Origin of the sequence: Allosphingosinicella sp. (genome assembly GCF_046295735.1) — a bacterium.
Taxonomy (GTDB): Bacteria; Pseudomonadota; Alphaproteobacteria; order Sphingomonadales; family Sphingomonadaceae; genus Allosphingosinicella.
Window position 1 is genome coordinate 418,699 of sequence record NZ_JBKBMQ010000001.1, and the last position, 22,065, is coordinate 440,763.

Annotated in this window: 25 protein-coding genes and 1 tRNA gene; 10 read left to right on the forward strand and 16 right to left on the reverse strand. The window is 69.5% G+C overall.

Annotated elements, in window-relative coordinates; translation table 11 throughout:
- Positions 1 to 7 precede the first annotated feature (7 nt).
- Genes ACK4K7_RS02085 through ACK4K7_RS02115 form a run of 7 tightly spaced genes read right to left on the reverse strand, consistent with a single transcriptional unit; the run spans position 8 to position 7,756 of the window.
- Entirely contained in the window at positions 8 to 1,051 is a 1,044-nt protein-coding gene (locus ACK4K7_RS02085; protein ID WP_431863488.1) for a UDP-glucuronic acid decarboxylase family protein, read from the reverse strand.
- Positions 1,052 to 1,099: 48 nt separating this feature from the next.
- Positions 1,100 to 2,233, reverse strand: a complete 1,134-nt coding sequence (locus ACK4K7_RS02090) for a CgeB family protein (protein ID WP_431863490.1) — start codon at positions 2,231 to 2,233, stop codon at positions 1,100 to 1,102.
- Complete coding sequence (locus tag ACK4K7_RS02095; protein ID WP_431863491.1) at positions 2,230 to 3,318, reverse strand: CgeB family protein; 1,089 nt, start codon at positions 3,316 to 3,318, stop codon at positions 2,230 to 2,232. The genes ACK4K7_RS02090 and ACK4K7_RS02095 overlap by 4 nt, the downstream gene beginning before the upstream one ends.
- On the reverse strand, positions 3,315 to 4,442 hold the full coding sequence (locus ACK4K7_RS02100; RefSeq protein ID WP_431863492.1) for a CgeB family protein: 1,128 nt from the start codon (positions 4,440 to 4,442) through the stop codon (positions 3,315 to 3,317). Before ACK4K7_RS02100 ends, ACK4K7_RS02095 begins: the two co-directional genes overlap by 4 nt.
- Positions 4,439 to 5,575 (reverse strand): glycosyltransferase family 4 protein, encoded by a 1,137-nt coding sequence (locus ACK4K7_RS02105; RefSeq protein ID WP_431863493.1) that lies wholly within the window; start codon positions 5,573 to 5,575, stop codon positions 4,439 to 4,441. Before ACK4K7_RS02105 ends, ACK4K7_RS02100 begins: the two co-directional genes overlap by 4 nt.
- 25 nt (positions 5,576 to 5,600) lie before the next feature.
- Complete coding sequence (locus ACK4K7_RS02110; RefSeq protein ID WP_431863494.1) at positions 5,601 to 6,659, reverse strand: SDR family NAD(P)-dependent oxidoreductase; 1,059 nt, start codon at positions 6,657 to 6,659, stop codon at positions 5,601 to 5,603.
- A complete protein-coding gene (locus tag ACK4K7_RS02115) occupies positions 6,656 to 7,756 on the reverse strand; it encodes an NAD-dependent epimerase/dehydratase family protein (protein WP_431863496.1) in 1,101 nt (366 codons plus the stop codon). Before ACK4K7_RS02115 ends, ACK4K7_RS02110 begins: the two co-directional genes overlap by 4 nt.
- 357 nt (positions 7,757 to 8,113) lie before the next feature.
- Between ACK4K7_RS02115 and ACK4K7_RS02120 the strand changes: the two genes are divergently transcribed.
- Genes ACK4K7_RS02120 through ACK4K7_RS02140 form a run of 5 tightly spaced genes read left to right on the forward strand, consistent with a single transcriptional unit; the run spans position 8,114 to position 12,292 of the window.
- Positions 8,114 to 8,713: a histidine phosphatase family protein gene (locus ACK4K7_RS02120; RefSeq protein WP_431863497.1), complete on the forward strand. Its 600-nt coding sequence runs from the start codon at positions 8,114 to 8,116 to the stop codon at positions 8,711 to 8,713.
- Positions 8,710 to 9,522, forward strand: a complete 813-nt coding sequence (locus ACK4K7_RS02125) for a TIGR04290 family methyltransferase (protein ID WP_431863498.1) — start codon at positions 8,710 to 8,712, stop codon at positions 9,520 to 9,522. The genes ACK4K7_RS02120 and ACK4K7_RS02125 overlap by 4 nt, the downstream gene beginning before the upstream one ends.
- Positions 9,522 to 10,442 carry a beta-xylosidase gene (locus ACK4K7_RS02130; protein ID WP_431863499.1) on the forward strand — a complete coding sequence of 307 codons (921 nt, stop codon included), beginning with the start codon at positions 9,522 to 9,524 and terminating at the stop codon, positions 10,440 to 10,442. The genes ACK4K7_RS02125 and ACK4K7_RS02130 overlap by 1 nt, the downstream gene beginning before the upstream one ends.
- Positions 10,439 to 11,545 carry an inositol-3-phosphate synthase gene (locus ACK4K7_RS02135; protein WP_431863500.1) on the forward strand — a complete coding sequence of 369 codons (1,107 nt, stop codon included), beginning with the start codon at positions 10,439 to 10,441 and terminating at the stop codon, positions 11,543 to 11,545. Before ACK4K7_RS02130 ends, ACK4K7_RS02135 begins: the two co-directional genes overlap by 4 nt.
- 21 nt (positions 11,546 to 11,566) lie before the next feature.
- Complete coding sequence (locus tag ACK4K7_RS02140; RefSeq protein WP_431863501.1) at positions 11,567 to 12,292, forward strand: 3'(2'),5'-bisphosphate nucleotidase CysQ; 726 nt, start codon at positions 11,567 to 11,569, stop codon at positions 12,290 to 12,292.
- A 1-nt stretch (position 12,293) separates the two neighbouring features.
- Here the strand turns inward: ACK4K7_RS02140 and ACK4K7_RS02145 are convergent, their stop codons facing one another.
- Both ACK4K7_RS02145 and ACK4K7_RS02150 read right to left on the reverse strand, forming a co-directional pair.
- The gene (locus ACK4K7_RS02145; RefSeq protein WP_431863502.1) at positions 12,294 to 13,583 is read right to left on the reverse strand and encodes a hypothetical protein; all 1,290 of its coding nucleotides are present in this window, start codon (positions 13,581 to 13,583) and stop codon (positions 12,294 to 12,296) included.
- Positions 13,584 to 13,798: 215 nt separating this feature from the next.
- A complete protein-coding gene (locus ACK4K7_RS02150; RefSeq protein ID WP_431863503.1) occupies positions 13,799 to 14,416 on the reverse strand; it encodes a DNA-3-methyladenine glycosylase family protein in 618 nt (205 codons plus the stop codon).
- 86 nt (positions 14,417 to 14,502) lie between these two features.
- Between ACK4K7_RS02150 and ACK4K7_RS02155 the strand changes: the two genes are divergently transcribed.
- Complete coding sequence (locus tag ACK4K7_RS02155) at positions 14,503 to 14,820, forward strand: 2Fe-2S iron-sulfur cluster-binding protein (protein WP_431863504.1); 318 nt, start codon at positions 14,503 to 14,505, stop codon at positions 14,818 to 14,820.
- A gap of 3 nt (positions 14,821 to 14,823) precedes the next feature.
- Here the strand turns inward: ACK4K7_RS02155 and rlmB are convergent, their stop codons facing one another.
- Positions 14,824 to 15,564 (reverse strand): 23S rRNA (guanosine(2251)-2'-O)-methyltransferase RlmB, encoded by a 741-nt coding sequence (rlmB, locus tag ACK4K7_RS02160; RefSeq protein WP_431863505.1) that lies wholly within the window; start codon positions 15,562 to 15,564, stop codon positions 14,824 to 14,826.
- Between the two features lie 112 nt (positions 15,565 to 15,676).
- Here rlmB and ACK4K7_RS02165 point away from each other — a divergent pair, with 112 nt between their 5' ends.
- From ACK4K7_RS02165 to ACK4K7_RS02175, 3 genes are all read left to right on the forward strand, one after another.
- The gene (locus ACK4K7_RS02165) at positions 15,677 to 16,414 is read left to right on the forward strand and encodes a hypothetical protein (protein WP_431863506.1); all 738 of its coding nucleotides are present in this window, start codon (positions 15,677 to 15,679) and stop codon (positions 16,412 to 16,414) included.
- A gap of 66 nt (positions 16,415 to 16,480) precedes the next feature.
- Positions 16,481 to 17,215 carry a hypothetical protein gene (locus ACK4K7_RS02170; RefSeq protein ID WP_431863507.1) on the forward strand — a complete coding sequence of 245 codons (735 nt, stop codon included), beginning with the start codon at positions 16,481 to 16,483 and terminating at the stop codon, positions 17,213 to 17,215.
- 76 nt (positions 17,216 to 17,291) lie between these two features.
- Positions 17,292 to 17,378 (forward strand) — tRNA-Tyr (locus ACK4K7_RS02175).
- 105 nt (positions 17,379 to 17,483) lie between these two features.
- Here ACK4K7_RS02175 and ACK4K7_RS02180 read toward each other — a convergent pair.
- From ACK4K7_RS02180 to ACK4K7_RS02200, 5 genes are all read right to left on the reverse strand, one after another.
- Positions 17,484 to 17,678, reverse strand: a complete 195-nt coding sequence (locus ACK4K7_RS02180; protein ID WP_431863508.1) for a hypothetical protein — start codon at positions 17,676 to 17,678, stop codon at positions 17,484 to 17,486.
- 58 nt (positions 17,679 to 17,736) lie between these two features.
- Positions 17,737 to 17,946 (reverse strand): cold-shock protein, encoded by a 210-nt coding sequence (locus ACK4K7_RS02185; RefSeq protein ID WP_431863509.1) that lies wholly within the window; start codon positions 17,944 to 17,946, stop codon positions 17,737 to 17,739.
- A gap of 183 nt (positions 17,947 to 18,129) precedes the next feature.
- Positions 18,130 to 18,336 carry a hypothetical protein gene (locus ACK4K7_RS02190; protein ID WP_431863510.1) on the reverse strand — a complete coding sequence of 69 codons (207 nt, stop codon included), beginning with the start codon at positions 18,334 to 18,336 and terminating at the stop codon, positions 18,130 to 18,132.
- Positions 18,333 to 18,512 (reverse strand): hypothetical protein, encoded by a 180-nt coding sequence (locus tag ACK4K7_RS02195; RefSeq protein WP_431863511.1) that lies wholly within the window; start codon positions 18,510 to 18,512, stop codon positions 18,333 to 18,335. The genes ACK4K7_RS02190 and ACK4K7_RS02195 overlap by 4 nt, the downstream gene beginning before the upstream one ends.
- Positions 18,513 to 18,639: 127 nt before the next feature.
- Positions 18,640 to 19,110 (reverse strand): hypothetical protein, encoded by a 471-nt coding sequence (locus tag ACK4K7_RS02200; protein WP_431863512.1) that lies wholly within the window; start codon positions 19,108 to 19,110, stop codon positions 18,640 to 18,642.
- A 191-nt stretch (positions 19,111 to 19,301) separates the two neighbouring features.
- Here ACK4K7_RS02200 and ACK4K7_RS02205 point away from each other — a divergent pair, with 191 nt between their 5' ends.
- Positions 19,302 to 20,522, forward strand: a complete 1,221-nt coding sequence (locus ACK4K7_RS02205; RefSeq protein ID WP_431863513.1) for a M20 metallopeptidase family protein — start codon at positions 19,302 to 19,304, stop codon at positions 20,520 to 20,522.
- A gap of 150 nt (positions 20,523 to 20,672) precedes the next feature.
- Here ACK4K7_RS02205 and ACK4K7_RS02210 read toward each other — a convergent pair whose 3' ends face one another.
- Positions 20,673 to 22,055, reverse strand: coding sequence for a M20/M25/M40 family metallo-hydrolase (locus ACK4K7_RS02210; protein WP_431863514.1), 1,383 nt, complete (start codon positions 22,053 to 22,055; stop codon positions 20,673 to 20,675).
- Positions 22,056 to 22,065: the final 10 nt, after the last annotated feature.

A 22,065-nucleotide genomic window follows, 5' to 3' on the forward strand; every position in this document is an offset into this window, starting at 1 on the left:
CCGCGGGTCATTCCGCGGCGATGCTCGCCCGTCCGGCCGCGATCTCGGCGGCCGCACGTCCACCGGTCCATTTCAGCGCGGGCTTCGTCCGTTCGTCCGCGAACCAGGCGGCGGTGGCTTCGAGACCCTGCTGCAGTGGAATGCGCGGCTCCCAGCCGAGCAACGCCTTGGCGCGGGAGATGTCGGGCCGGCGCCGGCGGGGATCGTCCTCCGGCAGCGGCAGATAAACGGTCCGGCTGCCCGATCCGGTCAGCGCCAGCACCCGCTCGACGAGGTCGGACACGGTGAGTTCGACCGGGTTGCCGAGATTGACGGGGCCGTCGTCGGCGTCGCTGTCCATCAGCCGCATCAGCCCGTCGACGAGGTCGCTGACATAGCAGAAGCTGCGCGTCTGCGATCCGTCGCCATAGACCGTGATGTCCTCGCCCGACAGCGCCTGCGAGACGACGTTGGACACGACCCGCCCGTCGTCCGCCCGCATGCGGGGGCCGTAGGTGTTGAAGATGCGGGCGACGCGCACGTCGACCCGTCCCGCCCGGGCATAGTCGAAGGTCAGCGTCTCGGCGGCGCGCTTGCCCTCGTCATAGCAGGCGCGCGGGCCGGTGCAGCTCACCCAGCCGCGATAGCTTTCCGGCTGGGGATGGATTTCGGGATCGCCATAGACCTCGCTGGTCGACGACAGCAGGAAGCGCGCGCTATGCTCCTCGGCCAGGCGCAGCAGATTGCGGGTGCCGAGCACGCAGGTCAGCATCGTATGTTCGGGATCGGCCTGGTAATGCGGCGGGGAGGCGGCGCAGGCCAGGTTGAAGATATGGGTGAAACGCTCCGGATCGTCGGCGACGGCGTCCGGCACGGCGTCGATGATGTCGGCCTCGACGAATTCGAAGCGTGGATGATCCTCGAGATGGCGGATGTTGGCGCGGCGGCCGGTCAGGAGATTGTCGACGCATACCACGCTGGTGCCCTCGGCGATCAGCGCGTCGCAGATGTGCGATCCGATGAAGCCCGCGCCGCCGGTCACCAGTGCCTTTTTCGCTCGTCCGTTCTTCACATCCAGCTCCCTCGGATCGTTACGGCTTCTTCTTCTGCCATCGTGAGTTCAAAGCGCCCGGGGTGAATAGGTTTCATCCTGCACCGGGATTTCCGCCGATTTTCGTTGGGGTTGCGCGATCGGACCGCTCTTCCTCGCCGCCGCTCCGTCGAGATGCGCCTCGAGCTCGGCCGCGCGGTGGGCGGCGGTATGGCCGTCCAGCACCCGCGCGCGCGCCGCCTGACCCATCGCCTCCGCGCCGGCGCCGCGCAGCACCTCCGCCACCTGGTCGCCGCTCTCGGCGAGGATGATCTCGCGGCCGGGGCGGAACAGCTCCTCGATCCCCTGCCAGACGTCGGAAATGACCGGGACCGCGCAGGCCGCCGCCTCGAACAGCCGCACCGAGGGCGACCAGCCCGCCGCGATCATGTCGGCGCGGGTGACGTTCAGCGTGAAGCGCGACGCCGAATAGAAAGCGGCATGTTCGGCCGGCGGCAGATGGTCGATCCGGTCGACATTGGCGGGCCAGTCGATACCGTCCGGATATTGCGGGCCGGCGACGACGAAGCGCAGGTCCGGAAGCCGCCGCGCCGGCTCGATCAGCAGCCGCTCCAGCGTCGGCTGGCGATCGTCGGAATAGGTGCCGAGATAGGACAGGTCCCACTTCTTGGGCACGTCGAGCGGCGGATAGGCGTCGGGATCGACCGAGCAATAAAGCGGCCGCGCCGCCGGCGCGCCGTAGCGGTCCTCGATCCGCCGCAAGGTCGGTCCGCCGGTGAAGGACAGATAGACGTCGTAGCCGGGGATCACGTCCGGCGAGAGATATTCGAAGTCGCCCCGCGACAGCTTGGCGAGCGTCACCGGCGTGTCGATGTCGTAGAAGGCGGTGACGCCGCGCGCCGCCGCCTGCACGAAGCGGGCGACCGCCACGCCTTCGGGCACGTAGGAGCCGACGACGACCGCGTCCGCGCCGCCGATCTCGTCCCGCCAGCCTTCGAGGTCCGCCAGATCCGAATAGAAAGCCAGCCGGCAATAGTCCGGATCCGCGACGTCGCGATTGGCGGCGTACCAGGGCACGTCCCGCTCCAGGAACAGGATGTCGTGCCCGCGCTCGGCGAAGGCGCGGAGCAGGGCGCGGAAGGTGGTCGCATGGCCGTTCCCCCAGGAGGAGGACAGCGAAAGGCCGAGGACGATGAGCTTCATGCCGCGCTCCGCTCCGGCCGGGCGGCGGCCTTGAAGATCGCGTCGACCTGCGCGCCGCGATGGGCGTAGCTGTGCTCGGCCAGCACCCGGCTGAGCGCCGCCTCGCCGATCGCCTTCGCCCGCTCCGGCGTCAGCGCGGCGACATGGTCGGCGACGTCCTGGCCGTCGCGGGCGACGAGCACCTCGCTGTCCGGCTTCAGGAACAGCTCGATCCCTTCCCAGGCGTCGGTGATCAGGCAGGCCGCCGCGCCGGCCGCCTCGAACACCCGGGTGGCGGGCGAGAAGCCGATGTTCGCCATCGAATCGCGGGCGACGTTCAGCACCGCCAGCGGCGTGCAATTGAAGGCGTTGTGCTGGTGGGTATAGACATGGCCGAGATGGCGGACGTTGGCCGGCATGCCCTTCGTCTCCCAGCCGTTGCCGCCGATCAGGAAGCCGCGTTCCGGCAAGGCGGCGGCCGGCTTCAGGAAGAATTCCTCCACCCGCGCCTCGCGGTCGGGAAGGCGGTTGCCCAGGAAAGCGAGATCGGAGGCGAAGCGATCGTCCGGCGCCACCGGATGGTGGGTGGTCGGATCGAGCGCGTTGTAGATGGGAACGCAGCGCGCCGCGCCGAAGCCGCGATAGGAGTCCACCACCGGCGGCCCGCCGCCATAGGTCAGCACCATGTCGATCTGCGGCAGCATGCGCCGGACGACATGGCTCTCGTCGGCGCGCATCTCCTCGAGCGTTGCGGCGGCGTCCACGTCCCAGAAGATGCGCAGCGCGTCGCTCCGGCTATGTTCGACGATGCCTTCCAGAAGCTCGGTGTCGAACACGCCGACCCCGTTCGCCTTGACGACGATGTCGGCCCCGGACGCCTCGGCGAGGACGGATTTCAGCCCTTCCGGCGTCGCGTCATAGACGACGGAGCGCGCCCATTCCGGCGGATCGATGTCGCGATGCTGCTGCCGGTCGAAGGCGTCGGGTTCGTAGAAGGTGATGTCGTAGCCGCGGCCGGCGAGGTCGCGCAGCAGGCCGCGATAATAAGTCGCGGCGCCGTTCCAATAGGAGGAGAGCAGGCTGGAGCCGTAAAAGGCGATCTTCATGCGGCGGCCTCAGAAGGGTGGTGGGTGGGATGACGTGATGCGGCGGAACCGGCGATCCGGGCGTGGATGGCGAGCAGCTCGTCGGCGCGATGGCCGCAGCTGTGGCGGGCGCGGATCGTCTCCAGCCCGCTCGCGACCAGCGCGCGCACCCGCTCCGGATCGGCGGCGAGATCGCGCAGGTGCCGGGCGACGTCGGTGCCGGTCTCGGCGACCAGATAGTCCTCGCCGGGGCGGAACAGCCCCTCCGAATCCGACCAGGGGGCCGAGATCAGCGGAATGCCGCAGGCCATCGCCTCGAACGGGCGGATGGTCGGGATGCCGGGCAGCAGCCGGGTATAATAGCGGCGGGGCACGTGGATGGTGGCGAAATGGCGCGCGAACAGTTCGGGCGTGCGCGCATTGGGCAGCCAGCCATGATAGCGGGCGCCGTAGCGGCGCAGCATCCGCTTCGCTTCGTCGGGATAGCGCACGCCGTGGATGTCGAGGCTCATGCCGGCCTCGCGCGCCGGGCGGAGCAGATAATCCTCGATCTCGCGGGTGCGCTCGCCCTCGCCCCAATTGCCGATCCAGATCAGCCCCTCGCGCGCGCCCTCCCTGGCGGGCGGGCGGAAGCGGCGGGTGTCGGCGGCCTCGTGCCAGACGAAGGCGCGGTCCCCCCAGCCCCAGCGTCGATAGACTTCGGCCAGCGTCTCGCCGAAGGCGAGTACGCCGTCATAGCCGGACAGGTCGTAGGCGCGCATCTCCTCCGGCGCGGAGACCGCGCGATGGTGGGTGTCGTGGAACAGCAGGGTGAAGCGGCGCGGCAGCCGGCCGATCCGGGCGACCAGATCGTGGTCGTTCCATTCGTGGACGATGACGAGATCGGCCCCGTCGGTGAGCGCCGCCGGATCGGCATCCGCCGGATAGACGGTGGAGCGCAATTCCGGATAGGCGGCGCGCCAGGCGGCGAGCCCCTCTGGCCCGTGATCGGCGAGGAGGTTGGCGAGGCTCCAGGCGCCTTCCGGCTCGAAGACCCGGACGTCATGCCCGCGCGCGACCAGCTCGGACAGGACGCCGCGCAGGAAGTGCGCGTTGCCGTGGTTCCAGCAGCTTTGCAGACTGTGGGTGAAATAGGCGATCCTCATGCGGCGGCTTGCCCTCCGTGCCGGGCGGCGGCGAGCACCGGCCGGCGGATCGCGGGAAGGAGGCTGCGGTAGATGGTGGCCATCTGCGCGGCCATCGCGTCCGGCGTGTAGCGGGCGGCGCGCTCGCGGGCGGCGCGGCCCATCGTGGCGCGTTCGAAATCGTCGCCCACGATCCGGCCGAGCGCGGCGGTGAAGCCCGCCTCGTCGCGCGGATCGACGAACATGGCGGCGCCGTCCCACAGCTCGCGGAAGGTTGGGATATCGGATAGGATGAGCGGGCACCCGGCCGCCGCCGCCTCGAGCACGGCGAGGCCGAACGGCTCGTAGAGCGCGGCGGAAACGAACACCGGCCGCGCCGCCAGCCAGCGGCCGATCTCCGCCTCGTCCAGCGTGCCGAGGCAGTGGAGATGGTCGAACATCGCCTCCGCCCCGTTGGGACCGCGCACCGGACCGGCGGCCTGGACCGGAACGCCGATCCGCTCGGCGGCGGCGTCCAGCGTCTCCAGATTCTTGCCCTGGTCCCACAGGCGCCCGGCGGTGAACACGAAATCGTGCGGCGGCCGGCTGGGCAGCGGCAGCGGGGTGCGGCCGTTGTGGACGGCGTGCGGCGCCTCGGGAAGATCGTAGATCCGCCGGGTCACCGCGGCGAAGGCGGCGGTCGGCGCGACGACGATATCGGCGCGGTGCAGCCCGTCGCGGACCAGATCGGTCCGCCAGGCGAAATCCTCCGGAAGCGCGCTGCCGTGCACCGCCTCCCACCAGCTCGCGACGCAGCTGTGCTGGACCGCGACGACCGGCCGGTCGAACGCCGCCAGCCCGGCCAGGGCCGGGGTGTTGAGCTGGACGAGATCGGCCTCGCTTTCCCGGGCGATGCGGGCGACGCGCGATGCCGCCTGCTCCAGCGCGCCGCCGTCTCGCGCCAACCAGTCGAGCTCCAGTCCGGTGTCGATCAGGGTGAGGCCGGGGACCTTGCGCGCGTCCTTCAGCTGCGCGTCGGAGGGCGAAGGACCCATGACGGCGAGCACCGTCTCGACCTCCAGCCGGGCGAGGCCGCGGGCGAGCTCGAGGCTGTACTGCCACACGCCGCCCACCGTGTCGGCGGTGATGATGGCCCGGACCGAGGCGCGCCTCACCGGCCGCGCCTCCCGGCGCCGCCGCTCACGCCGCCGCTCCGACCGGTTCGGCCGGGGCGCCGTGCACCTCGCCGAGCCAGCCGGCGAGCTCCGCCACGCCGTCGCGCCAGGGGATGGCCGGGGACAGATCGAGCGCGTCCCGGATCGCGCCGGTGTCGGCGACGAAATAGCGCTGGTCGCCCGCCCGCCAGTCGGCGTGGCGCACGTCGATCTCGCGCCCGAGCAGCATCGCCATATGGCCGATCAGCTCGCGCAGGCTGACCGCGTTCTGCGGTCCGCCGCCCAGGTTGAAGGCGCGGCCGGAGATCGCGTCGATCCGCTCCCAGGCGCGAACATAGGCCTCCACCGCGTTGCGCACGTCCAGGATGTCGCGCACCTGGCAGCCGTCGCCGTAAAGCGTGATCGGCCGGCCCTTCAGCGCCTGGATCAGGAAATGGGCGACCCAGCCCTGATCCTCGGTGCCCATCTGCCGGTGGCCGTAGATGCAGCTCATCCGCACCACGGCGGTGCGAAGGCCGTAGGAGCGGGCATAATCGAGCACATATTGGTCGGCCGCGCCCTTGGAGCAGCCGTAGGGCGTATGGAAATCGAGCGGGCGGCTTTCGGCGATGCCGCATTCGCGCACGCCCTTGTCCTCGGGGACGTAGCGGTCCCCTTCGAGCGCGAAGTCGAGATCGGCGAGATCGCCATAGACTTTGTTGGTGGACGCGAAGACGAGCGGCGTGCCGTCGCCCTTCAGCCGCAGCGTGTCGAGCAGGTTGAGCGTGCCCTTGAGATTGACCTCGAAATCGTCGCGCGGGTCGGCGAGGCTGGTGGTGACGGCGACCTGCGCCGCCATGTGGAACACCGCCTTGGCCTCCCGCGCGGCGCGGGCGAGCATGTCCTCGTCGCGGATGTCGGCGACGATCGACGTGATGCGGGCGCCGTGCCGGTCCTTCAACCAGGCGAGGTTGGTTTCCACGCCCGGGCGGGTGAGCGCGTCGTAGACGAGCACCTCATGCCCTTCGCCCGCCAGCCGGTCGGCGATGTTGCAGCCGATGAAGCCGGCGCCCCCGGTGACGAGGATGGGTGTGTCCGCCGTCATGCCACCAGCCCTCGCGCCTCGAGTTCGGCCCGGGCCTCGTCGACGCGGTCGTCGGCGGTCTGCTCGGCGACCCAGCCGGCCAGTTCCTCCAGCCCCTCGCGGAAGTCCTTGGCGGCGGTGAAGCCGAGCTTCTCATTCGCCTTGGACGTGTCGCAGAAGCAGTGGCGGATGTCGCCGATGCGTGATTTCCCGACGATCTCTGGCTCGATCCCGCTCTTGCCCATCGCACGGGCGAGCTCGCGCGCCACTTCGGTCACCGACCGGTCGTCGCCGGAGCCGATGTTGAAGATCTCGCCGTTCGCCTGCGGCAGCTCCAGCGCGTCGGCGAAGGCGCGGGCGACGTCGCCCACATAGACGAAGTCGCGGCGCTGCTCCCCGTCCTCGAAGATCATCGGCTTCTGCCCGTTGAGCAGCCGCGAGGCGAAGATGGCGAGAACGCCGGTATAGGGGTTGGAGAGCGCCTGGCCGGGGCCGTAGACGTTGAACAGGCGCAGGCACGCACCCTCCATCCCGTAGGCGCCGGTCATGATCATGGTCGTGCGCTCCTGCACATATTTGCCGAGCGCGTAGATCGAGGCGAGGTCCGGCCGCTTCCATTCGGGCGTGGCGACCGGGGTTAGCGGGCGGCCGACGCCGTCCACCGGGTCCCAGCTCTGGCCGTCGCCGGTGCGGGCCTGGCGCACGGCGTCCTGGACCGCGTTGCCGTCGGCGTCGCGGTAGAGGCCTTCGCCATAGATGCTCATCGACGAGGCGGTGACGACGCGGCGCACCGGCCGGTCGATCAGCTTTTCGAACAGCACCGCCGTGCCGACGTCGTTGACCGAGGTGTAGCGCTCCACCGCATACATGGACTGGCCGACGCCGACCTCGGCGGCGAGGTGAATGACGCTGTCCACGCCCTTCAGCGCTGCCGTCACGGCGTCGCCGTTGCGCACGTCGGCGCGGATCAGCTCCACCTCCGGATCAAGTCCTTCAGGCCGCTCCCGGTCGCCGTGGACTTGCTCGATCAGGCTGTCGAGCACCTTCACGCGATGACCGCGCCGCAGCAGCTCGTCGGCGACGAAGCGGCCGATGAATCCGGCTCCGCCTGTAATCAAGATCGTCTCTGACAATGCCCTTCCCCTAATGGCTTTTCGGCTGCCGTTCGGCGCCAATACTGAAGATGATGAAGCTGAGACTTTGGCCGTTGCTTGGCCCGTACGGGTTGAAACTATGTGCGTCCTGCGGCTATTCCCTGATCTGGATGTGGACGAATAACGCTTTGAAACTGATCTGGATTAGGAATGGTCCAGCTTCATCTTGATCAACACAGCCGGCGACGCATTGTTCCGGCAGATGTTCGTTCCAGATGCGTTTCGTTGCGAGGGAACAACCACCGGCCTGTGCGGTTAGAGCATCTAAGATGATGCAAGGTTCCCCCGCCCAGCGACCGTTTCCGGCGTAACGGCTTCACCGTGACGGCGACGATCCTTCTCATCCGGCACGCGGCGCATGTGGAGCTGGGCCGCATCCTAAGTGGACGGAGACGCGACGTGGCATTGAGCAGGGACGGTCTGGAGCAGGCGGAAATCGTCGCCGACCTGATCGCCGTCCAGCCGATCGCCGCCGTCTATGCCAGCCCGCGCGAACGGGCCTATTACACCGCCCGCGCGATCGCCGAACGCTACGAGCAGAAGGTGCGGATCGAAGACCGGCTCGACGAGATCGACTTCGGCGACTGGACCGGCCGCGCCTTCGCCGAGCTGGAGGACGACCCCGCCTGGCGCGACTGGAACGCGGCGCGCGGCACCGCCCGGCCGCCGGGCGGCGAGAGCATGGCCGAAGCGGCCGACCGCGCGATGGGAGCGATCGGCGGGATAGCCGCCGCCCATGCCGGCGAAACCGTCGCCGCGGTCAGCCATTGCGACATCATCCGCGGCGTCATCGCCCGCTGCCTCGGCCTCCCGCTCGACCATCTGCTGCGCTTCGACGTCGATCCCGCCTCGGTGTCGCGGATCGTCGTCGGCGACTGGGGCGCGCGGGTAACCAGCGTCAACGAAAGGCTGTACCAATGAAGCCCGGCCGCGATCTCGCGCCCGACGAGCGGGTCGATCTGGAGGCGCGGATCGCCGCGCTCGCCCCCTGGTTCCACAACATGAACCTCGGCGGCGTGTGGACCGCGCCCGATCATTTCCTGGGCGACTATCCCAATTTCAAGTTCGCCCGCTTCGAGGCGCACCTGCCCGCCGACCTCAGCGGCAAGTCGGTGCTCGACATCGGCTGCAATGCCGGTTTCTACGCGATCGAGATGAAGAAGCGCGGCGCCGCCCGCGTGCTCGGCATCGACAGCGATCCCCGCTATCTCGCCCAGGGCCGGCTGGCCGCCGACGCGCTCGGCTTCACCGACATCGAATTCCGGGATCTGTCGGTCTACGACGTCGGCGCGCTCGGCGAGCGGTTCGACGTCGTCATCTTCATGGGCGTGCTCTACCATCTGCGCCATCCGCTGCTCGCGCTCGACCTCATCCGCGAACATGTCGCCGACGACATCCTCGTCTTCCAGACGCTGCAGCGCGGGACGGGCGCGCCGTTCGAGCCGCCGACCGACCACCCCTTCTACCTGCCCGGCACGCTCGACCCCCCGACCTATTTCGACGAGCCGGGCTATCCCAAGCTCCACTTCGTCGAGCGCGAATATGCGCACGACTGGACCAATTGGTGGATCCCGAACCGCGCCTGCGCCGAAGCGATGCTGCGCTCGGCCGGCTTTTCCATCGAAACCGCCGTCGCCGACGAGGACGGCGTCTACATCTGCCGGGTGGCGGACGTGCCCTACGGAAATCTGGGCCCCGTCGCCGTCTATCCGGCCAAAGGGAGAATTTGATGCTCGAAGCGGCCATGATCTGGAACGAGCCGAACAACAAGTCGCACTGGGATCCGGAGGTCGATCCGGACTGGTCCAGGTTCGCCGACATGGCCTGCCGCGCCGCGCGCGCGATCGCCGACGTCAATCCGGAGGTGACGAGGGTGCTGGGCGGCATCTCGCCGATCGATCCGGGCTACGTCACCCGGCTGAAGGAGAAAGGCGTGCTCGACTGCGTCGACGTGGTCGCGTTGCACGGCTTCCCGCTCGACTGGAATCTCTGGCCGATCAACGCCTGGCCGGACCGTATCGCCGAGATCGAGGCGGTCGCGCCCGATCACGACATCTGGGTGACCGAAGTCGGCGTCGGCAGCTTCGGCGCGGAGGAGGTGCAGGTGTTCGGCGTCGACCGCACCGCCGAATTGCTGATCGGCCGGGTGCCGCGCATCTTCTGGTATTCGCTGTTCGATCTGCCGCAGAGCTGGGGCGCCGAGACCCGCCACAAGGAAGCGGAAGGCTCCTCCTACTACCGCCATTTCTACATGGGCCTGATCCGCGAGGACGGGACGCCCAAGCCCGCGCTCGACCATTTCGCCCGCCACGCGCCGGACCTGGGCATCATGCAGTGGTTCCATTATCGCGACCCGCGGCTCGACGACGCGGTCGCCTGGATGAAGCGGCTGGGCGTCACCCATATCCGCACCGGCCTGTCCTGGGCGGACAGCTTTCGCGAGGACGCGATCGGCTGGTTCGACCGGCAGATGGAGGCGCTCGCCGATTTCGACGTCACCGTCACCTTCTGCTTCACGCCCCAGCATCGGGGCATCGCGCCGCATCACACCAGCGCGCCGCAGGATCCCGACGAGTTCGCGGACTTCTGCGCGGCGATGATCGAGCGTTACGCGCCGGCCGTGAGCCGGAGAAAGGCGGCCGTGGCATGAGCCTGCACGATCCAAGGGAAATCAGGGTGGCGCTGGTCGGCGCCGGCAATTGCGCGAGCTCGCTCGTCCAGGGCGTGGCCCATTACAACAATGGCGGCGCCAACGAACAGATCGGCCTTCTCCACTGGGACCTCGCCGGCTACCGGCCGAAGGACATTCGTTTCGTCGCCGCCTGGGACGTCGACCGCCGCAAGGTCGGCCGCGACCTCGCCGAGGCGATCTTCGCCAGGCCCAATTGCACCCAGGTCTTCTGCGACCATGTGCCCGCCAGCGGCACCAAAGTCAGGATGGGGCGCGTGCTCGACGGCGTCGCCGAACATATGGCCGACATGCCGGACGACCGCACCTTCCTCGTCGCCGACGAAGCCGAGCCCGACAAGGCGGACGTGGTCCAGGTGCTGAAGGACAGCCGCGCCGACGTGCTGCTCAACTATCTGCCGGTCGGATCGCAGGAAGCGACGGAATTCTACGCCGAATGCGCGCTCGAGGCCGGGGTCGCCTTCGTCAACAACATCCCGGTCTTCATCGCCAGCGATCCCGCCTGGGCCGAACGTTTTCGCGCGGCCGGGGTGCCGATCATCGGCGACGACATCAAGGCGCAGCTCGGCGCGACCATCGTCCACCGCGTGCTGACCGATCTGTTCAGAAAGCGCGGCGTGAAGCTCGAACGCACCTACCAGCTGAACACCGGCGGCAATACCGATTTCCTCAACATGGCGAACCGCACCCGCCTCGCCTCGAAGAAGATTTCGAAGACGGAGGCGGTGCAGTCGGTCGCCGAGCGCCGGCTGGACGACGAGAATATCCATATCGGCCCGTCCGATTATGTCGCCTGGCAGAACGACAACAAGGTGTGCTTCCTGCGCATGGAGGGGCAGCTGTTCGGCGGCGTGCCGATGAACCTGGAGATGCGCCTGTCGGTGGAGGACAGCCCCAATTCGGCCGGCGTCGCGATCGACATGATCCGCTGCGCCAAGCTCGCCAAGGACCGCGGCCTCGCCGGCCCGATCCATCCCGCCTCGGCTTATTTCTGCAAGCATCCGCCCGAACAGATCACCGACGACGCGGCCTATGACGCGCTGGAGGCCTTCATCCGCGGCTGAAGCCGGCGTAAGGCGGCTCCGGTGAGCGGGAGCGATGCGGAGCTGGCGGCGGAGACCGCGGAGGCGGCGGGACGGCTGCTGCTCGACCTGCGCGCGCGCGGCGCCCCGGGAGCGGAGGCGGACCGGGCGGCCAACGATCTGATCCTCTCGCGCCTGCGCGCCGCCCGTCCCGACGACGGCCTCCTGTCCGAAGAATCGCCCGACGGCCCCGCCCGGCTTGGCCGGCGGCGGGTGTGGATCGTCGATCCGCTCGACGGCACGCGCGAATGGGTCGAGGGGCGCGACGATTGGGCGGTGCATGTCGCTCTGGTGGAAGGCGGCGTGCCCACTGCGGGGGCGGTTGCGCTGCCGGCGCTCGGGCAGCTGCTCCGCTCCGACGCGCCGCCGCCGCTGCCCCGGCCGCGCCACCCGCCGCGCATCCTCGTCAGCCGCACCCGCCCGCCGGCGGTCGCGGCGCGCCTCGCGGAGGCGGTCGGCGCCGAACTGGTGCCGATGGGCTCGGCCGGCGCCAAGGCCATGGCCGTGCTGCTCGGCGCCGGCGACCTCTACGTCCACGAGGGCGGGCAGCACGAATGGGACAATTGCGCCCCGGTCGCGGTGGCGCTGGCCGCCGGCCTCCACGCCGGCCGCCTCGACGGCACCCCCATCCGCTACAACGCCCCGGTCCCGTTCGTGCCCGATCTCCTGGTCTGCACCCGCGAAGCCGCGCCCGACCTCATCGCCGCCGCAATGCGGCTGAGGCCTTAGGTCAGGCGCGCCGAAGGAGGAAGACGGCTCCTCCCAGCGCCAGGAACGGCAGCCCATGCCACCACGCCGCGTTGGTCGGATTGGGCGGAGGCGCCCGGCAGATCGCCAGATTGTCGGGATCGTGCATGCGCGATGCGGCCTGCGGGATCGGTCGCTTGGGATCGATGAATTCCAGCGTCGCGCCCGAATGGGCGAGCGCGGCGCGGATGCGGCTGGCATGGGCCCCGTCGGCGACGATGACCAGGTGGAAGGGCTTCAACTGGCCCGGTGCGACGCCGGTGGCGATCCGTTCGATTTCGACCGCCAGCCGGCCCATGTCGGGCGATCCGATGACCCGCAGATTCTGACCATCGTCCGCCTCGACCGTCATCACCTCCTCCAGCCAGGTGACCGACTCCTCGAACTCGGCCGCGCCCGGCGGGCGAAGGACGGCGGTGATCGGGCCGAACAGGGCGTCGAACCCGGCGGTGATGTCGGGATTGGACATTCTGGTGCGATATTGCGTCTCGCCGAGATAATGGTCCCAGCCCTCTTCGCTATTGTCGGAGGGCGCGGCGATCGGCGCGTTCCAGGCCAAGATCCGTTCCCGGTCGACCGCGCAACGGGTCCGCGCCACGGCCGCGGCATCGACCAGCGCGCGCCTCCATTCCTCGCTCCGGAGCCCCAATGGAGCTCCGTCGGCGAGGCGCAACCTCACGTCCAGCATTCTCTCTTCACCGAACGGAACTGCGATGCCGCTGGGAAGCGCGACCGGCACGACCAGGATGCCATTGCCCTCGATCCGGGGCTCGCCCCGCCATTGGATCGAGCTGGTCGAGTGCGGCAACGCGGCGACGAACCAGTCCGGAAACAGATCCTGCAAGGCGAACTGCCGGACGAGCGCCCCCTCCCGGTCGTAGATCGCGACCGCATCGGGGCCGTGGCCCATGGAATACCAATTGTCCAAGGTCGCGAAGCCCTGCCCGCCATTCGCGACCACGACATCGGCGAGCGCGACTTCGTTGATCAACGGCTTCTGCCAGACGGCTTGCCAACGCCCTGCCCGGCCGCGCCGCTCGAGCGTCGCGATCGCGCTGGTGCGGGTCGCGTCGGCCGGAGCGCCCGCCGGTTCGCGGCCCTCCAGCTTGTCGCCGAAGAAAGCGAGCGCGCTGTCCAACTCGCGCGGAACGACGGTCAGCCGCGCGCTCCCGTCCGGTGAGACATAGACTTGCGTCGACGGCGGCGCCCAAGTGTCCGCGCCCGCGGGACTTCCGGCGAGGAGCAGAAGAACGAAGACAGCGCGCTTGATCATCGATCTTCCAGTCTCGAGGTCATCACCCGCTCATTTTGTGCGCCGGAAGTGGAAGGTCCGCAAGGGGGCGCAATTCCGTTGCCGCGATCAGCAGATTGCGACAGTTTCACGTTCTCTTACGAAAGGTTCGATGCCTCGCTGCTCGATGATGAGCCGGACCGCATGGACGCCGTTTTCGCTGAAGCTTGACCAAGGGAGGAGCCGCTCGTCGCGGTTCAGATCGGCACGATCTTGCGGTGGTGCCAGGCGAAGATGGCGGCGGGGCCGCGGTGGGGGCGCCAGGGCTCGGCGAGCGCGCGCAGGCGCTTTTCGGTGGGCCGGGCGTCGAGGCCGAGGATGCGGCCGATCTCGATCTGGACGGCAAGGTCGCCGGCCGGCCAGACATCCTGCCGCCCTTCCGCGAACAGCAGGTAGATTTCCGCCGTCCAGCGGCCGATCCCCTTCACCCGCACCAGCTCCGCGATCGCCGCTTCGTCATCTTCCGGAAGCCGGTCGAAATCGAGTCGGCCCGTCGCCACTTCCTCGGCCAGGCTGTGGGCGTAGAGCGCCTTCTGCCGCGACAGGCCGGCGGCGCGCAGCGCGTCCAGGTCGGTCGCCGCCACCCGCGCCGGATCATCCGCGCCGCCGGTCGCCGCGTCGACCCGTGCCCAGATTGCCGCCGCCGCCTTGATGCTGACCTGCTGCCCCACGATCGCCCGCATCAGCGTGACGAAGCCTCGTTCGCTGATGCGCGGTGCGGGCAGGCCGACGCGGTCTATCGCCGCGGCGAAGGCGGGTTCGATCTCGCCGAGCGCCCCGAGCGCGGCGTGCAGCCTGTCCGTGTCGATTCCCATCCGTCCCGCTCCGGCTTGATAAGACCGGCCGCGCCTAGCATATGCCGGACGCGCCGCATTCCCTGTTTCGCCGCGAAGGAGCCAAGATGCCGAAGCTGATCGTCGTCACTCGCGACGGCACCGAAAGCGAAGTCGACGCCCGCGTCGGCTGGAGCGTGATGGAGAATATCCGCGAAAACGGCTTCGACGAGCTGCTCGCTTTGTGCGGCGGCTGCTGCTCCTGCGCCACCTGCCACGTCCAAGTCGGCGAGGAGTGGCTGGACCGGCTGAAGCCGATCGGGCCGGACGAGGACGACCTGCTCGACACGTCCAGCCACCGCGGCGCCAACAGCCGCCTGTCCTGCCAGATCATGTTCGAACCGGAACTGGACGGCCTGCGCGTCCGCATCGCGCCGGAGGACTGATCCTCAGCCCGCCACCCGCGCCGCGTAGAGGGCGATGGCGGCGGCGTTGGAGACGTTGAGGCTTTCGATCCGCTCGCTGATCGGGAGCTTCGCCAGCGCGTCGCAATGGGCTTCGGTGTTCTGGCGCATGCCTTCGCCCTCGGCGCCGAGCACCAGCGCCACCCGCTTCGGGCCCAGCGCCTCGGCCAGCGTCGCGTCCGCCTCGCCGGTAAGGCCGATCCGCCAGAAGCCCGCTTCCGCGATGTCGTCCAGCGCGCGGGCGAGGTTCACCACCCGTGCCCAGGGCACGGTCTCCAGCGCGCCGCTCGCCGCCTTGGCGAGCGCGCCGGATTCGGGCGGCGCGTGCCGGTCCTGGGTGACGATGCCGAGCGCGTCGAAGGCGGCGGCGGAGCGCAGGATGGCGCCGACATTGTGCGGATCGGTCACCTGGTCGAGCACCAGCAGCGGCCGGCCGTCTTCGGCCTGGTCGAGGAGGTCGGCGAGCAGGATGTCGTCCAGCCGCTCGACCTCGGCGACCATGCCCTGGTGCGGCGCGTCGCGCGGCACGTGGCGGGCGATGTCGGCGGCCTCGGCATAGATGACCGGGATGTCGGAAGGCACGTTGAGGAAGGCCGCCGCCTCGCGCGTCGCCCAGATGCGCACCACCGTGCGGTCGGGATTGTCGAGCGCGGCCGCGACCGCGTGCCGCCCCCAGAAGCGGGGACGGTTCTCGGCCTTGGTCGATTGGCGTGCCTTGCGTCGCATCGGCCGCCTGATGGCGCGCGCCGGGCGCTCTGGCAAGCCATGCTGAACCGGACGGCGCTCCTTGCGTTCGGGAGGAGGCGCGGAGCAGCCGCGGCGGCAGGGACGGAGACTGATGGCAACGCGCGCTGGCGGCGGACGCTTCGGGGAGCGGGACGCCCCTTTCTTCTACACCGCGATGGGCCTGTTCGTGCTGCTGGTCGTGTTCGCGGGTTTCGCGCGCACTTATTATCTCGCCGATTTCCTGCCCGCGCCCGAACGCGCGCCGCCGATGACCGCCGTCCTCCACCTGCACGCCGCCGCCTTCACCTTGTGGATCGCGCTGATGGCGCTGCAGCCGGCTCTGGTATCGGCGGGACAGGTGGCGCTTCACCGGCGGATCGGCCTGGCGGGAGCGGGGCTGGCGCTGTTCGTCTGGCTGTTCGGCAACGTCGCCGCGATCGACGCGATCCATCACGGCTATCGCGGCCTCGGCGACCCTTACGCTTTCTATGCGATCACCTTCTTCTCGATCCAGGCCTTCGCCGTCTTCGTGCTGCTCGGCATCGCGCGGCGCGGGGACGGGGACAGCCACAAAAGGCTGATGCTGCTGTCCAACGCCGCGATCCTGGAGGCGGCGGTGGGCCGGCTGCCGCTCGATCTCGTCGCCGCCACCGCGCCTTTGTCCTTCTATGTCGGCGCCAATCTCGTCATCGCGGCGGGCATCGTCCACGATCTCCTGGTGCGCGGGCGCGTCCATCCGGTGTGGATCTGGGGCGGCGGCGGGCTCGTGCTCAGCCAGGTGCTGCGCGTGGCGGTGATGGACAGCCCCTGGTGGCTCGCCTTCGCCCGCGCCGCCGCCGGCTTCTGGTGAACCGCTAGGCAGGGCCGCGCGCCTATGGTACAAATACCGTAGCGGCAGGACATTCGGGGGAGTGCCATGGCGACGACAGCGGGGCCGGCGATGCGCTGGCGGACGGACCGCATCTTCTACACCTCGCTCGGCGCCGCGATCGCGCTGACCTGCTTCTGGGGCTTCGCGCGCAGCTATTATCTGTCGCGCTGGTTCGATCCGCCGCCCGGAACGCCGGAGATCACGGCGCTGCTGGCGGTGCACGGCGCGGTCTTCACCGCCTGGCTCGTCTTCCTGGTGACGCAGCCGCTGCTGATCGCGGGCCGGCAGACGCGCACCCACCGCAAGCTCGGCTATGCCGGCGCGGGCATCGCCGCGGCGATGGTGCTGTTCGGCAACATCGCCGCCGTCGCCGCCATGCACCAGGGCTTCATCGGTCTCGGCGATCCGCGCATCTTCTACGCGGTGCCTTTCTTCGCGATCAACAGCTTCGCCGTCGCCGTCGCGCTCGCCATCTACTGGCGCAAGCGGGCGGAGACGCACAAGCGGCTGATCATGCTGTCCAACGTCGGCATCGTCGGCGCAGCGATCGCGCGGCTGCCGGTGGACGCGGTCCAGGCGGGCGCGCCGCTCACCTTCATCTTCCTGCCCAATCTCATCACGCTCGCCGGCATCGCCTACGACTGGCGGACGCGCGGGCGGGTGCACAAGGTGTGGGTGTGGGGCGGTCTCGCCATGCTGCTCAGCCAGCTCGCGATGCTGGCGGTGATGGGCAGCGGCCCCTGGATCGCCTTTGCGGAGACGATGCGCGGCCTCTGGTAGGCGCTTCGCCGCTCGCCAAGTTGACAGCCGCCGCCCCTTTCGCCATGGGGACCGCCTTCCTATCTGAAGGTCTCCTGGACAGGTGGCCGAGTGGTTAAAGGCAGCAGACTGTAAATCTGCCCGACATTGTCGTACGCTGGTTCGAATCCAGCCCTGTCCACCAGCCCTCAAGCGGCTGATTTTACCGAGCAAGATCCGATCGTGCGGGTGGAGCACAAACTGCCTTGGTCCGACCTCGGGGTTGCTCGCCGGTAATCTGCTGACGGCGTCAGAGGGGTGCGGCCAGGGCAGCCCTGACGGGCTCCGCCTGCACGCGGGCGACCCGGCCGGCGCGCGCGGCGAGGCCGTTCCAGGTGAGCTCGGCCAGGAGATGGCGTTCGCGGACGTTGGCGAGGGGAGCGGCGGCTGCGGTTCTCCCCGCTTCGGCGGCGCGGTCGAGGTAGAATTGCTGCATCGGTGTCATCGCAAGTTCCTTCGGAGAGGGGGGAGAGGCGCGGCCGGTTGATGGCGCCGGGGGCCGGTCAGGCGTCCTGAAGATTGATGGCGCTGGTCTTGCCGCGCGCGTCATCCGCGAGATCGTAGCTGACGCGCTGATCCCGGTTCAGCATGGTCATGCCGGCACTCTGGACGGCGGTGACATGGACGAACGCGTCCTTGCCGCCTCCCTCCTCCGGCTGAATGAAGCCGTAACCTTTGGCGGAGTCGAAGAATTTCACGGTGCCGATTGGCATATTCTCTTCCTTCCATAGATCGGAACGCCGCATCCAAATGGAATGCGCCGTGCATAAGAAGCATGGATAGAAGGAAAAGGAGCCGACCGGCTCAGACTCCGTCGTCGAGCGACCTGGCTGATAACATATGGTGAGAAAGTAGGATTTTACAAGCGCAGGAATCTTCGACGTTTGACTTGATAATCACTCGTCTGGCTTGTGCGCGGCAAGCCATGCCGCGCCGTCCGCTTCTGCCCTGCGTCTCGTGTTTCGGGCGCGACGGAGCGCCCTCCGGTCACGCTTGTGGCCGCGTGCCGCTTTCGTAAGGTGCCAGGCGAGCAGGGCGCAGACGGAAACGACCAGCGCAATCGTCCCGTAGATAAAGGCAGGTCCGGAGGCGAAGTCGATCATTCGGCCTTCCTCGGACTTTGCCGCTTCTTATCCGCCTCGTCGATTTTGGCCAGAAGCGCGCCGAGATCGTCCGGCGTCTCCTCGATCGGCAGAACGAACCGAAGCGCGTTGCCGAATCCCTCCAATTCGCTGCGGGTGAGCAGCGCGACTGCAACGAACTTTCCGCGATCGGCCATGCAGGTGAACGGTCGCGGCGCGTGCCTGTGCCTCGGCTGGTCCCGTTCGGCGACGGTGCCGGCGCGATCAGGCCGCCCTTATGCGCCCACGACAGAAGTCTCGCAGTTCGCGTGGCCGCGAAAGCATCTAGCGGCGGGGAAGTTCAGGGCAGATGCCGATGCCGAGGCAGACCGCGTCGTACGGCTGCTTGTTCGACGAGCTCGACAGCGCGACGCCGATCGCGGCCACCCCGCCGATCGCCAGCGCGGCGACGGCGCCCGGCGCGATGCCGAGCCTGTGGCGTACGTCGGCATAGGGCTCGCCGCCGATGAACAGGTCCGCCCGGCCGTCGCGCGACAGGCCGAGCTCCAGCGTGCGCACCATCTGACCCCTCACCGGCATCCCGCGCGCGTCGAAGGCGATATGGGTCGTCCCGGCGGTGAGCCGGCCGAGCGGCGTTCCGGCCCGCGGACCGGCGAAGTCCACGCGCAGCTGCGCGCCGACGAAGGCGCCGCTGCGGCTGTCGGCCGCGGCGATCGCCTGCTCGTGGGCGGCGGCGGGGGAAGGGGTCGCCAGGGCGGCAGCGGCGAGGGCGGGCATCAGCGCGAGACGGTACACACAACCTCCTGCGGTTCCGGTCGGTCGTGCCCGAGGCAGCCACAATCCGCGCCGCCTGCCAAGCCCCCAACATTGGGGGTGCGCCCCGCCGCGCAGCGCGCACCGGCCATCCGTCCCGCCTGCGGCCGGGGGGTGTGAATCCGCGCGGCTCTCGCCTAGGTTGGGCCGATCCGGAGAATGGGAGACGAAGAATGGACCTGATGCAGGCGACCGACTGGGCCGCGCTGGGCGAGGCCGAGCTGGACGGCGTCGTCGCGCTCCGCCGCGCGATCCACCAGGATCCGGAGATCGGGCTCGACTGCCGGCGCACCACCGCGAAGATCAGGGCCGCGCTCGAAGGCCTGCCGCTGGAGCTGCGCGAGGGGCCCTCCACCTCCGGCCTGGTCGCGATCCTGCGCGGCGGCGGCGACAATGGCCGCTCGGTGCTGCTGCGCGGCGACATGGACGCGCTGCCGATGCCGGAGGAGACCGGCCTGCCCTTCGCGTCGCGCAACGAAGGCATGATGCACGCCTGCGGCCACGACGCCCATTCGGCGATGCTGGTCGGCGCCGCCCGCGCGCTCTGCGCCCGGCGCGACCGGCTGCCCGGCACCGTCGTCTTCATGTTCCAGCCCGGCGAGGAAGGCTATCACGGCGCCCGCTACATGATCGAGGACGGGCTGATCGACGACGTGCTGCCCGGCCGCCGCCCCGACGCCGCCTTCGCGCTGCACATCTGGCCGACGATGAAGCGCGGCGCGGTCGTCGGCAAGGCGGGGCCGCTGCTCGCCTCGGCCGACACGCTCCACGCCACCATCCGCGGCAAGGGCGGCCATGCCGCGATGCCGCACGACAATCTCGATCCGATCCCGGTCGCGGCCGAGATCGTGATGGCGCTGCAGGCCCATATCGCCCGCACCGTCCCGGTCACCGACCCGGCGATCCTCTCGATCACGAAGATCAGCGCCGGCACCGCCCACAATATCGTGCCCGACAGCGCCGAACTGCTCGGCACGCTGCGCACCCTGTCGGAGACGCGGCGGCGCGAGGTGCAGGAGGCGTTCCGGCGCATCGTTGCCCATGTCGCCGCGGCCCATGGCCTGACCGGCGAGGCCGCGATCGACGAGGGCTATCCGGTGACGGTGAACGATCCCCGCGCCGCGGCGCTGGCGCGCGCCTGCGCGGAGCAACTGGGCGGCGCGGGCTGGGTGGAGCTGCCCGCCCCGATCATGGGCGCGGAGGATTTCGCCTATGTGCTGCGCGAGGTGCCGGGCGCCATGGCCTTCCTGGGCGTCGCGCCCGAAGGCGAGGACCCCGCCACCCGCGCGCCGCTGCACAACAGCCGGATGACCATCGACGAATCGATGATGGCGAAGGGCGTCGCCCTCCACTGCGCCTTCGCCGAACGCTTCCTCGCCACCGGCTTCGACTGACCCGTTCCTCCCCTGAGCGCAGCCTCAGGGGAGGGGGACCGCCCGCGCAGCGGGTGGTGGAGGGGCCTTGGGCGGGCGATCCCGCGCCGCGCCCTTCCGCAAACACCGCCATCCCTCCACCACCCCCTCCCCTTCAGGGAGGAGCGGCGGTCAGCGGCCGCCGAGGTCTATGGCGAGGTCGTGGATGTGGTCGAGCGCGTGGTAGAAGCTCGCCACCGGCACGCGTTCGTTGAGGCCGTGGAAGAAGATGTCGCTGTCCTTGAAGAACTTGCCGGAGCTGGCGAAGGTCGGGATGCCGGCGTTGCGGTAGACGAGGCCGTCGGTGCCGCCCGATTCCTGATAGGGCGTGATCGGAAGGCCGGGATAGGTGCGGTGGATTGAGCGGGCGACCGCCGCCATCACGTCGGCGCGCGGCTCCGATATCGGGCTTTCCACCGGGTTGCCGGTCACCTCGACGGCGATCTCCGGATCGGCGATGACGGCGCGCAGCGTGTCGGCCACTTCGGCGATCGGGACGCCGGGGAAGATGCGGCAATTGACCATCGCCTCGGCCCGCTGGGGCAGCGCGTTCTCCGCATGGCCGGCCTCCGCCATGGTGGCGACGCAGGTGGTGGCGATGACGCCGTGATCGGCCGGGTCGCGCCGCAGCGCCGCGATCGCGTCGGCGTCGGACGGGTCGGCGGCGAAGCGGCGATAGACGGCGCCTTTCTCGCCCGGCACGACCTGGCCGAGCGCGCGGAAATAGCCGACCGTGACCGGGTTCGACATGGCCGGGAAACGGTGCGCCTCGATCCGGAGCAGCGCCCGGGCCAGCGCATAGATGGCGTTGTCGTCGCGCGGGCGGCTGGAATGGCCGCCGGGATTGCGGGCGGTGAGGCGATAGGTGGCGTAGGTCTTTTCCGCCCCCTGCACCGCATAGAGGAAGGGCTGGCCGTCCGGAGTCAGCCCGCCGCCCCCGGCATCGGTGTTGATCGCATATTCGGCGCCGCGCACCCATTCGTGGGCGGCGATCATCCGGGTGGTCTCCATCCCGGTCTCCTCGTCGCCGACGAAGGCGAAGACGAGCGTGCGGCGCGGCCGGTGGCCGGCCGCCTTCATGCGCAGGATGGTGGTGGTAAGCGCGGTGATGCCGGTCTTGTTGTCGCCGGTGCCGCGGCCGAAGAAATAGCCGTCCTCCTCGATCAACGTGAAGGGATCGCGCTCCCAATCCTCCGGGCGCGCGTCGACCACGTCCATATGGCCGGAAAAGAGCACGGGCCGCGCGGCCGGATCGGTGCCGGGCAGGCGCACCAGCATCGCCACCGTCTCGCCGTGCGGCAGCAGCGCGATGTCCGCGTCGGGCACGCCGGCGGCGCGCAGCCGGTCGGCGATATAGGCCGCCATCGCGGGCACCTGGCCGTGGCCCTGCGCGGTGCGGAAGGAAACCAGCCGCTCGAAGATCGCGCGCGCCTCGCGCTGGTCGGGACGCTCCTGCGCCGCCGCCGGAACGGCGAGCAGGGCCGCCGCGATGATCGCCAGTCCAAGCCGCTTCATTCCCGTCTCC

Coding starts and splice junctions, on each gene's coding strand:
- ACK4K7_RS02130 (WP_431863499.1), top strand. CDS start 9,522: ATGCTCGAAGCGGCCATGATCTGGAACGAGCCGAACAACAAGTCGCAC.
- ACK4K7_RS02205 (WP_431863513.1), top strand. CDS start 19,302: ATGGACCTGATGCAGGCGACCGACTGGGCCGCGCTGGGCGAGGCCGAG.
- ACK4K7_RS02135 (WP_431863500.1), top strand. CDS start 10,439: ATGAGCCTGCACGATCCAAGGGAAATCAGGGTGGCGCTGGTCGGCGCC.
- ACK4K7_RS02110 (WP_431863494.1), bottom strand. CDS start 6,659: ATGACGGCGGACACACCCATCCTCGTCACCGGGGGCGCCGGCTTCATC.
- ACK4K7_RS02090 (WP_431863490.1), bottom strand. CDS start 2,233: ATGAAGCTCATCGTCCTCGGCCTTTCGCTGTCCTCCTCCTGGGGGAAC.
- ACK4K7_RS02195 (WP_431863511.1), bottom strand. CDS start 18,512: ATGGCCGATCGCGGAAAGTTCGTTGCAGTCGCGCTGCTCACCCGCAGC.
- ACK4K7_RS02145 (WP_431863502.1), bottom strand. CDS start 13,583: ATGATCAAGCGCGCTGTCTTCGTTCTTCTGCTCCTCGCCGGAAGTCCC.
- ACK4K7_RS02170 (WP_431863507.1), top strand. CDS start 16,481: ATGGCGACGACAGCGGGGCCGGCGATGCGCTGGCGGACGGACCGCATC.
- ACK4K7_RS02185 (WP_431863509.1), bottom strand. CDS start 17,946: ATGCCAATCGGCACCGTGAAATTCTTCGACTCCGCCAAAGGTTACGGC.
- rlmB (WP_431863505.1), bottom strand. CDS start 15,564: ATGCGACGCAAGGCACGCCAATCGACCAAGGCCGAGAACCGTCCCCGC.
- ACK4K7_RS02180 (WP_431863508.1), bottom strand. CDS start 17,678: ATGACACCGATGCAGCAATTCTACCTCGACCGCGCCGCCGAAGCGGGG.
- ACK4K7_RS02125 (WP_431863498.1), top strand. CDS start 8,710: ATGAAGCCCGGCCGCGATCTCGCGCCCGACGAGCGGGTCGATCTGGAG.
- ACK4K7_RS02210 (WP_431863514.1), bottom strand. CDS start 22,055: ATGAAGCGGCTTGGACTGGCGATCATCGCGGCGGCCCTGCTCGCCGTT.
- ACK4K7_RS02100 (WP_431863492.1), bottom strand. CDS start 4,442: ATGAGGATCGCCTATTTCACCCACAGTCTGCAAAGCTGCTGGAACCAC.
- ACK4K7_RS02095 (WP_431863491.1), bottom strand. CDS start 3,318: ATGAAGATCGCCTTTTACGGCTCCAGCCTGCTCTCCTCCTATTGGAAC.
- ACK4K7_RS02165 (WP_431863506.1), top strand. CDS start 15,677: ATGGCAACGCGCGCTGGCGGCGGACGCTTCGGGGAGCGGGACGCCCCT.
- ACK4K7_RS02150 (WP_431863503.1), bottom strand. CDS start 14,416: ATGGGAATCGACACGGACAGGCTGCACGCCGCGCTCGGGGCGCTCGGC.
- ACK4K7_RS02155 (WP_431863504.1), top strand. CDS start 14,503: ATGCCGAAGCTGATCGTCGTCACTCGCGACGGCACCGAAAGCGAAGTC.
- ACK4K7_RS02190 (WP_431863510.1), bottom strand. CDS start 18,336: ATGATCGACTTCGCCTCCGGACCTGCCTTTATCTACGGGACGATTGCG.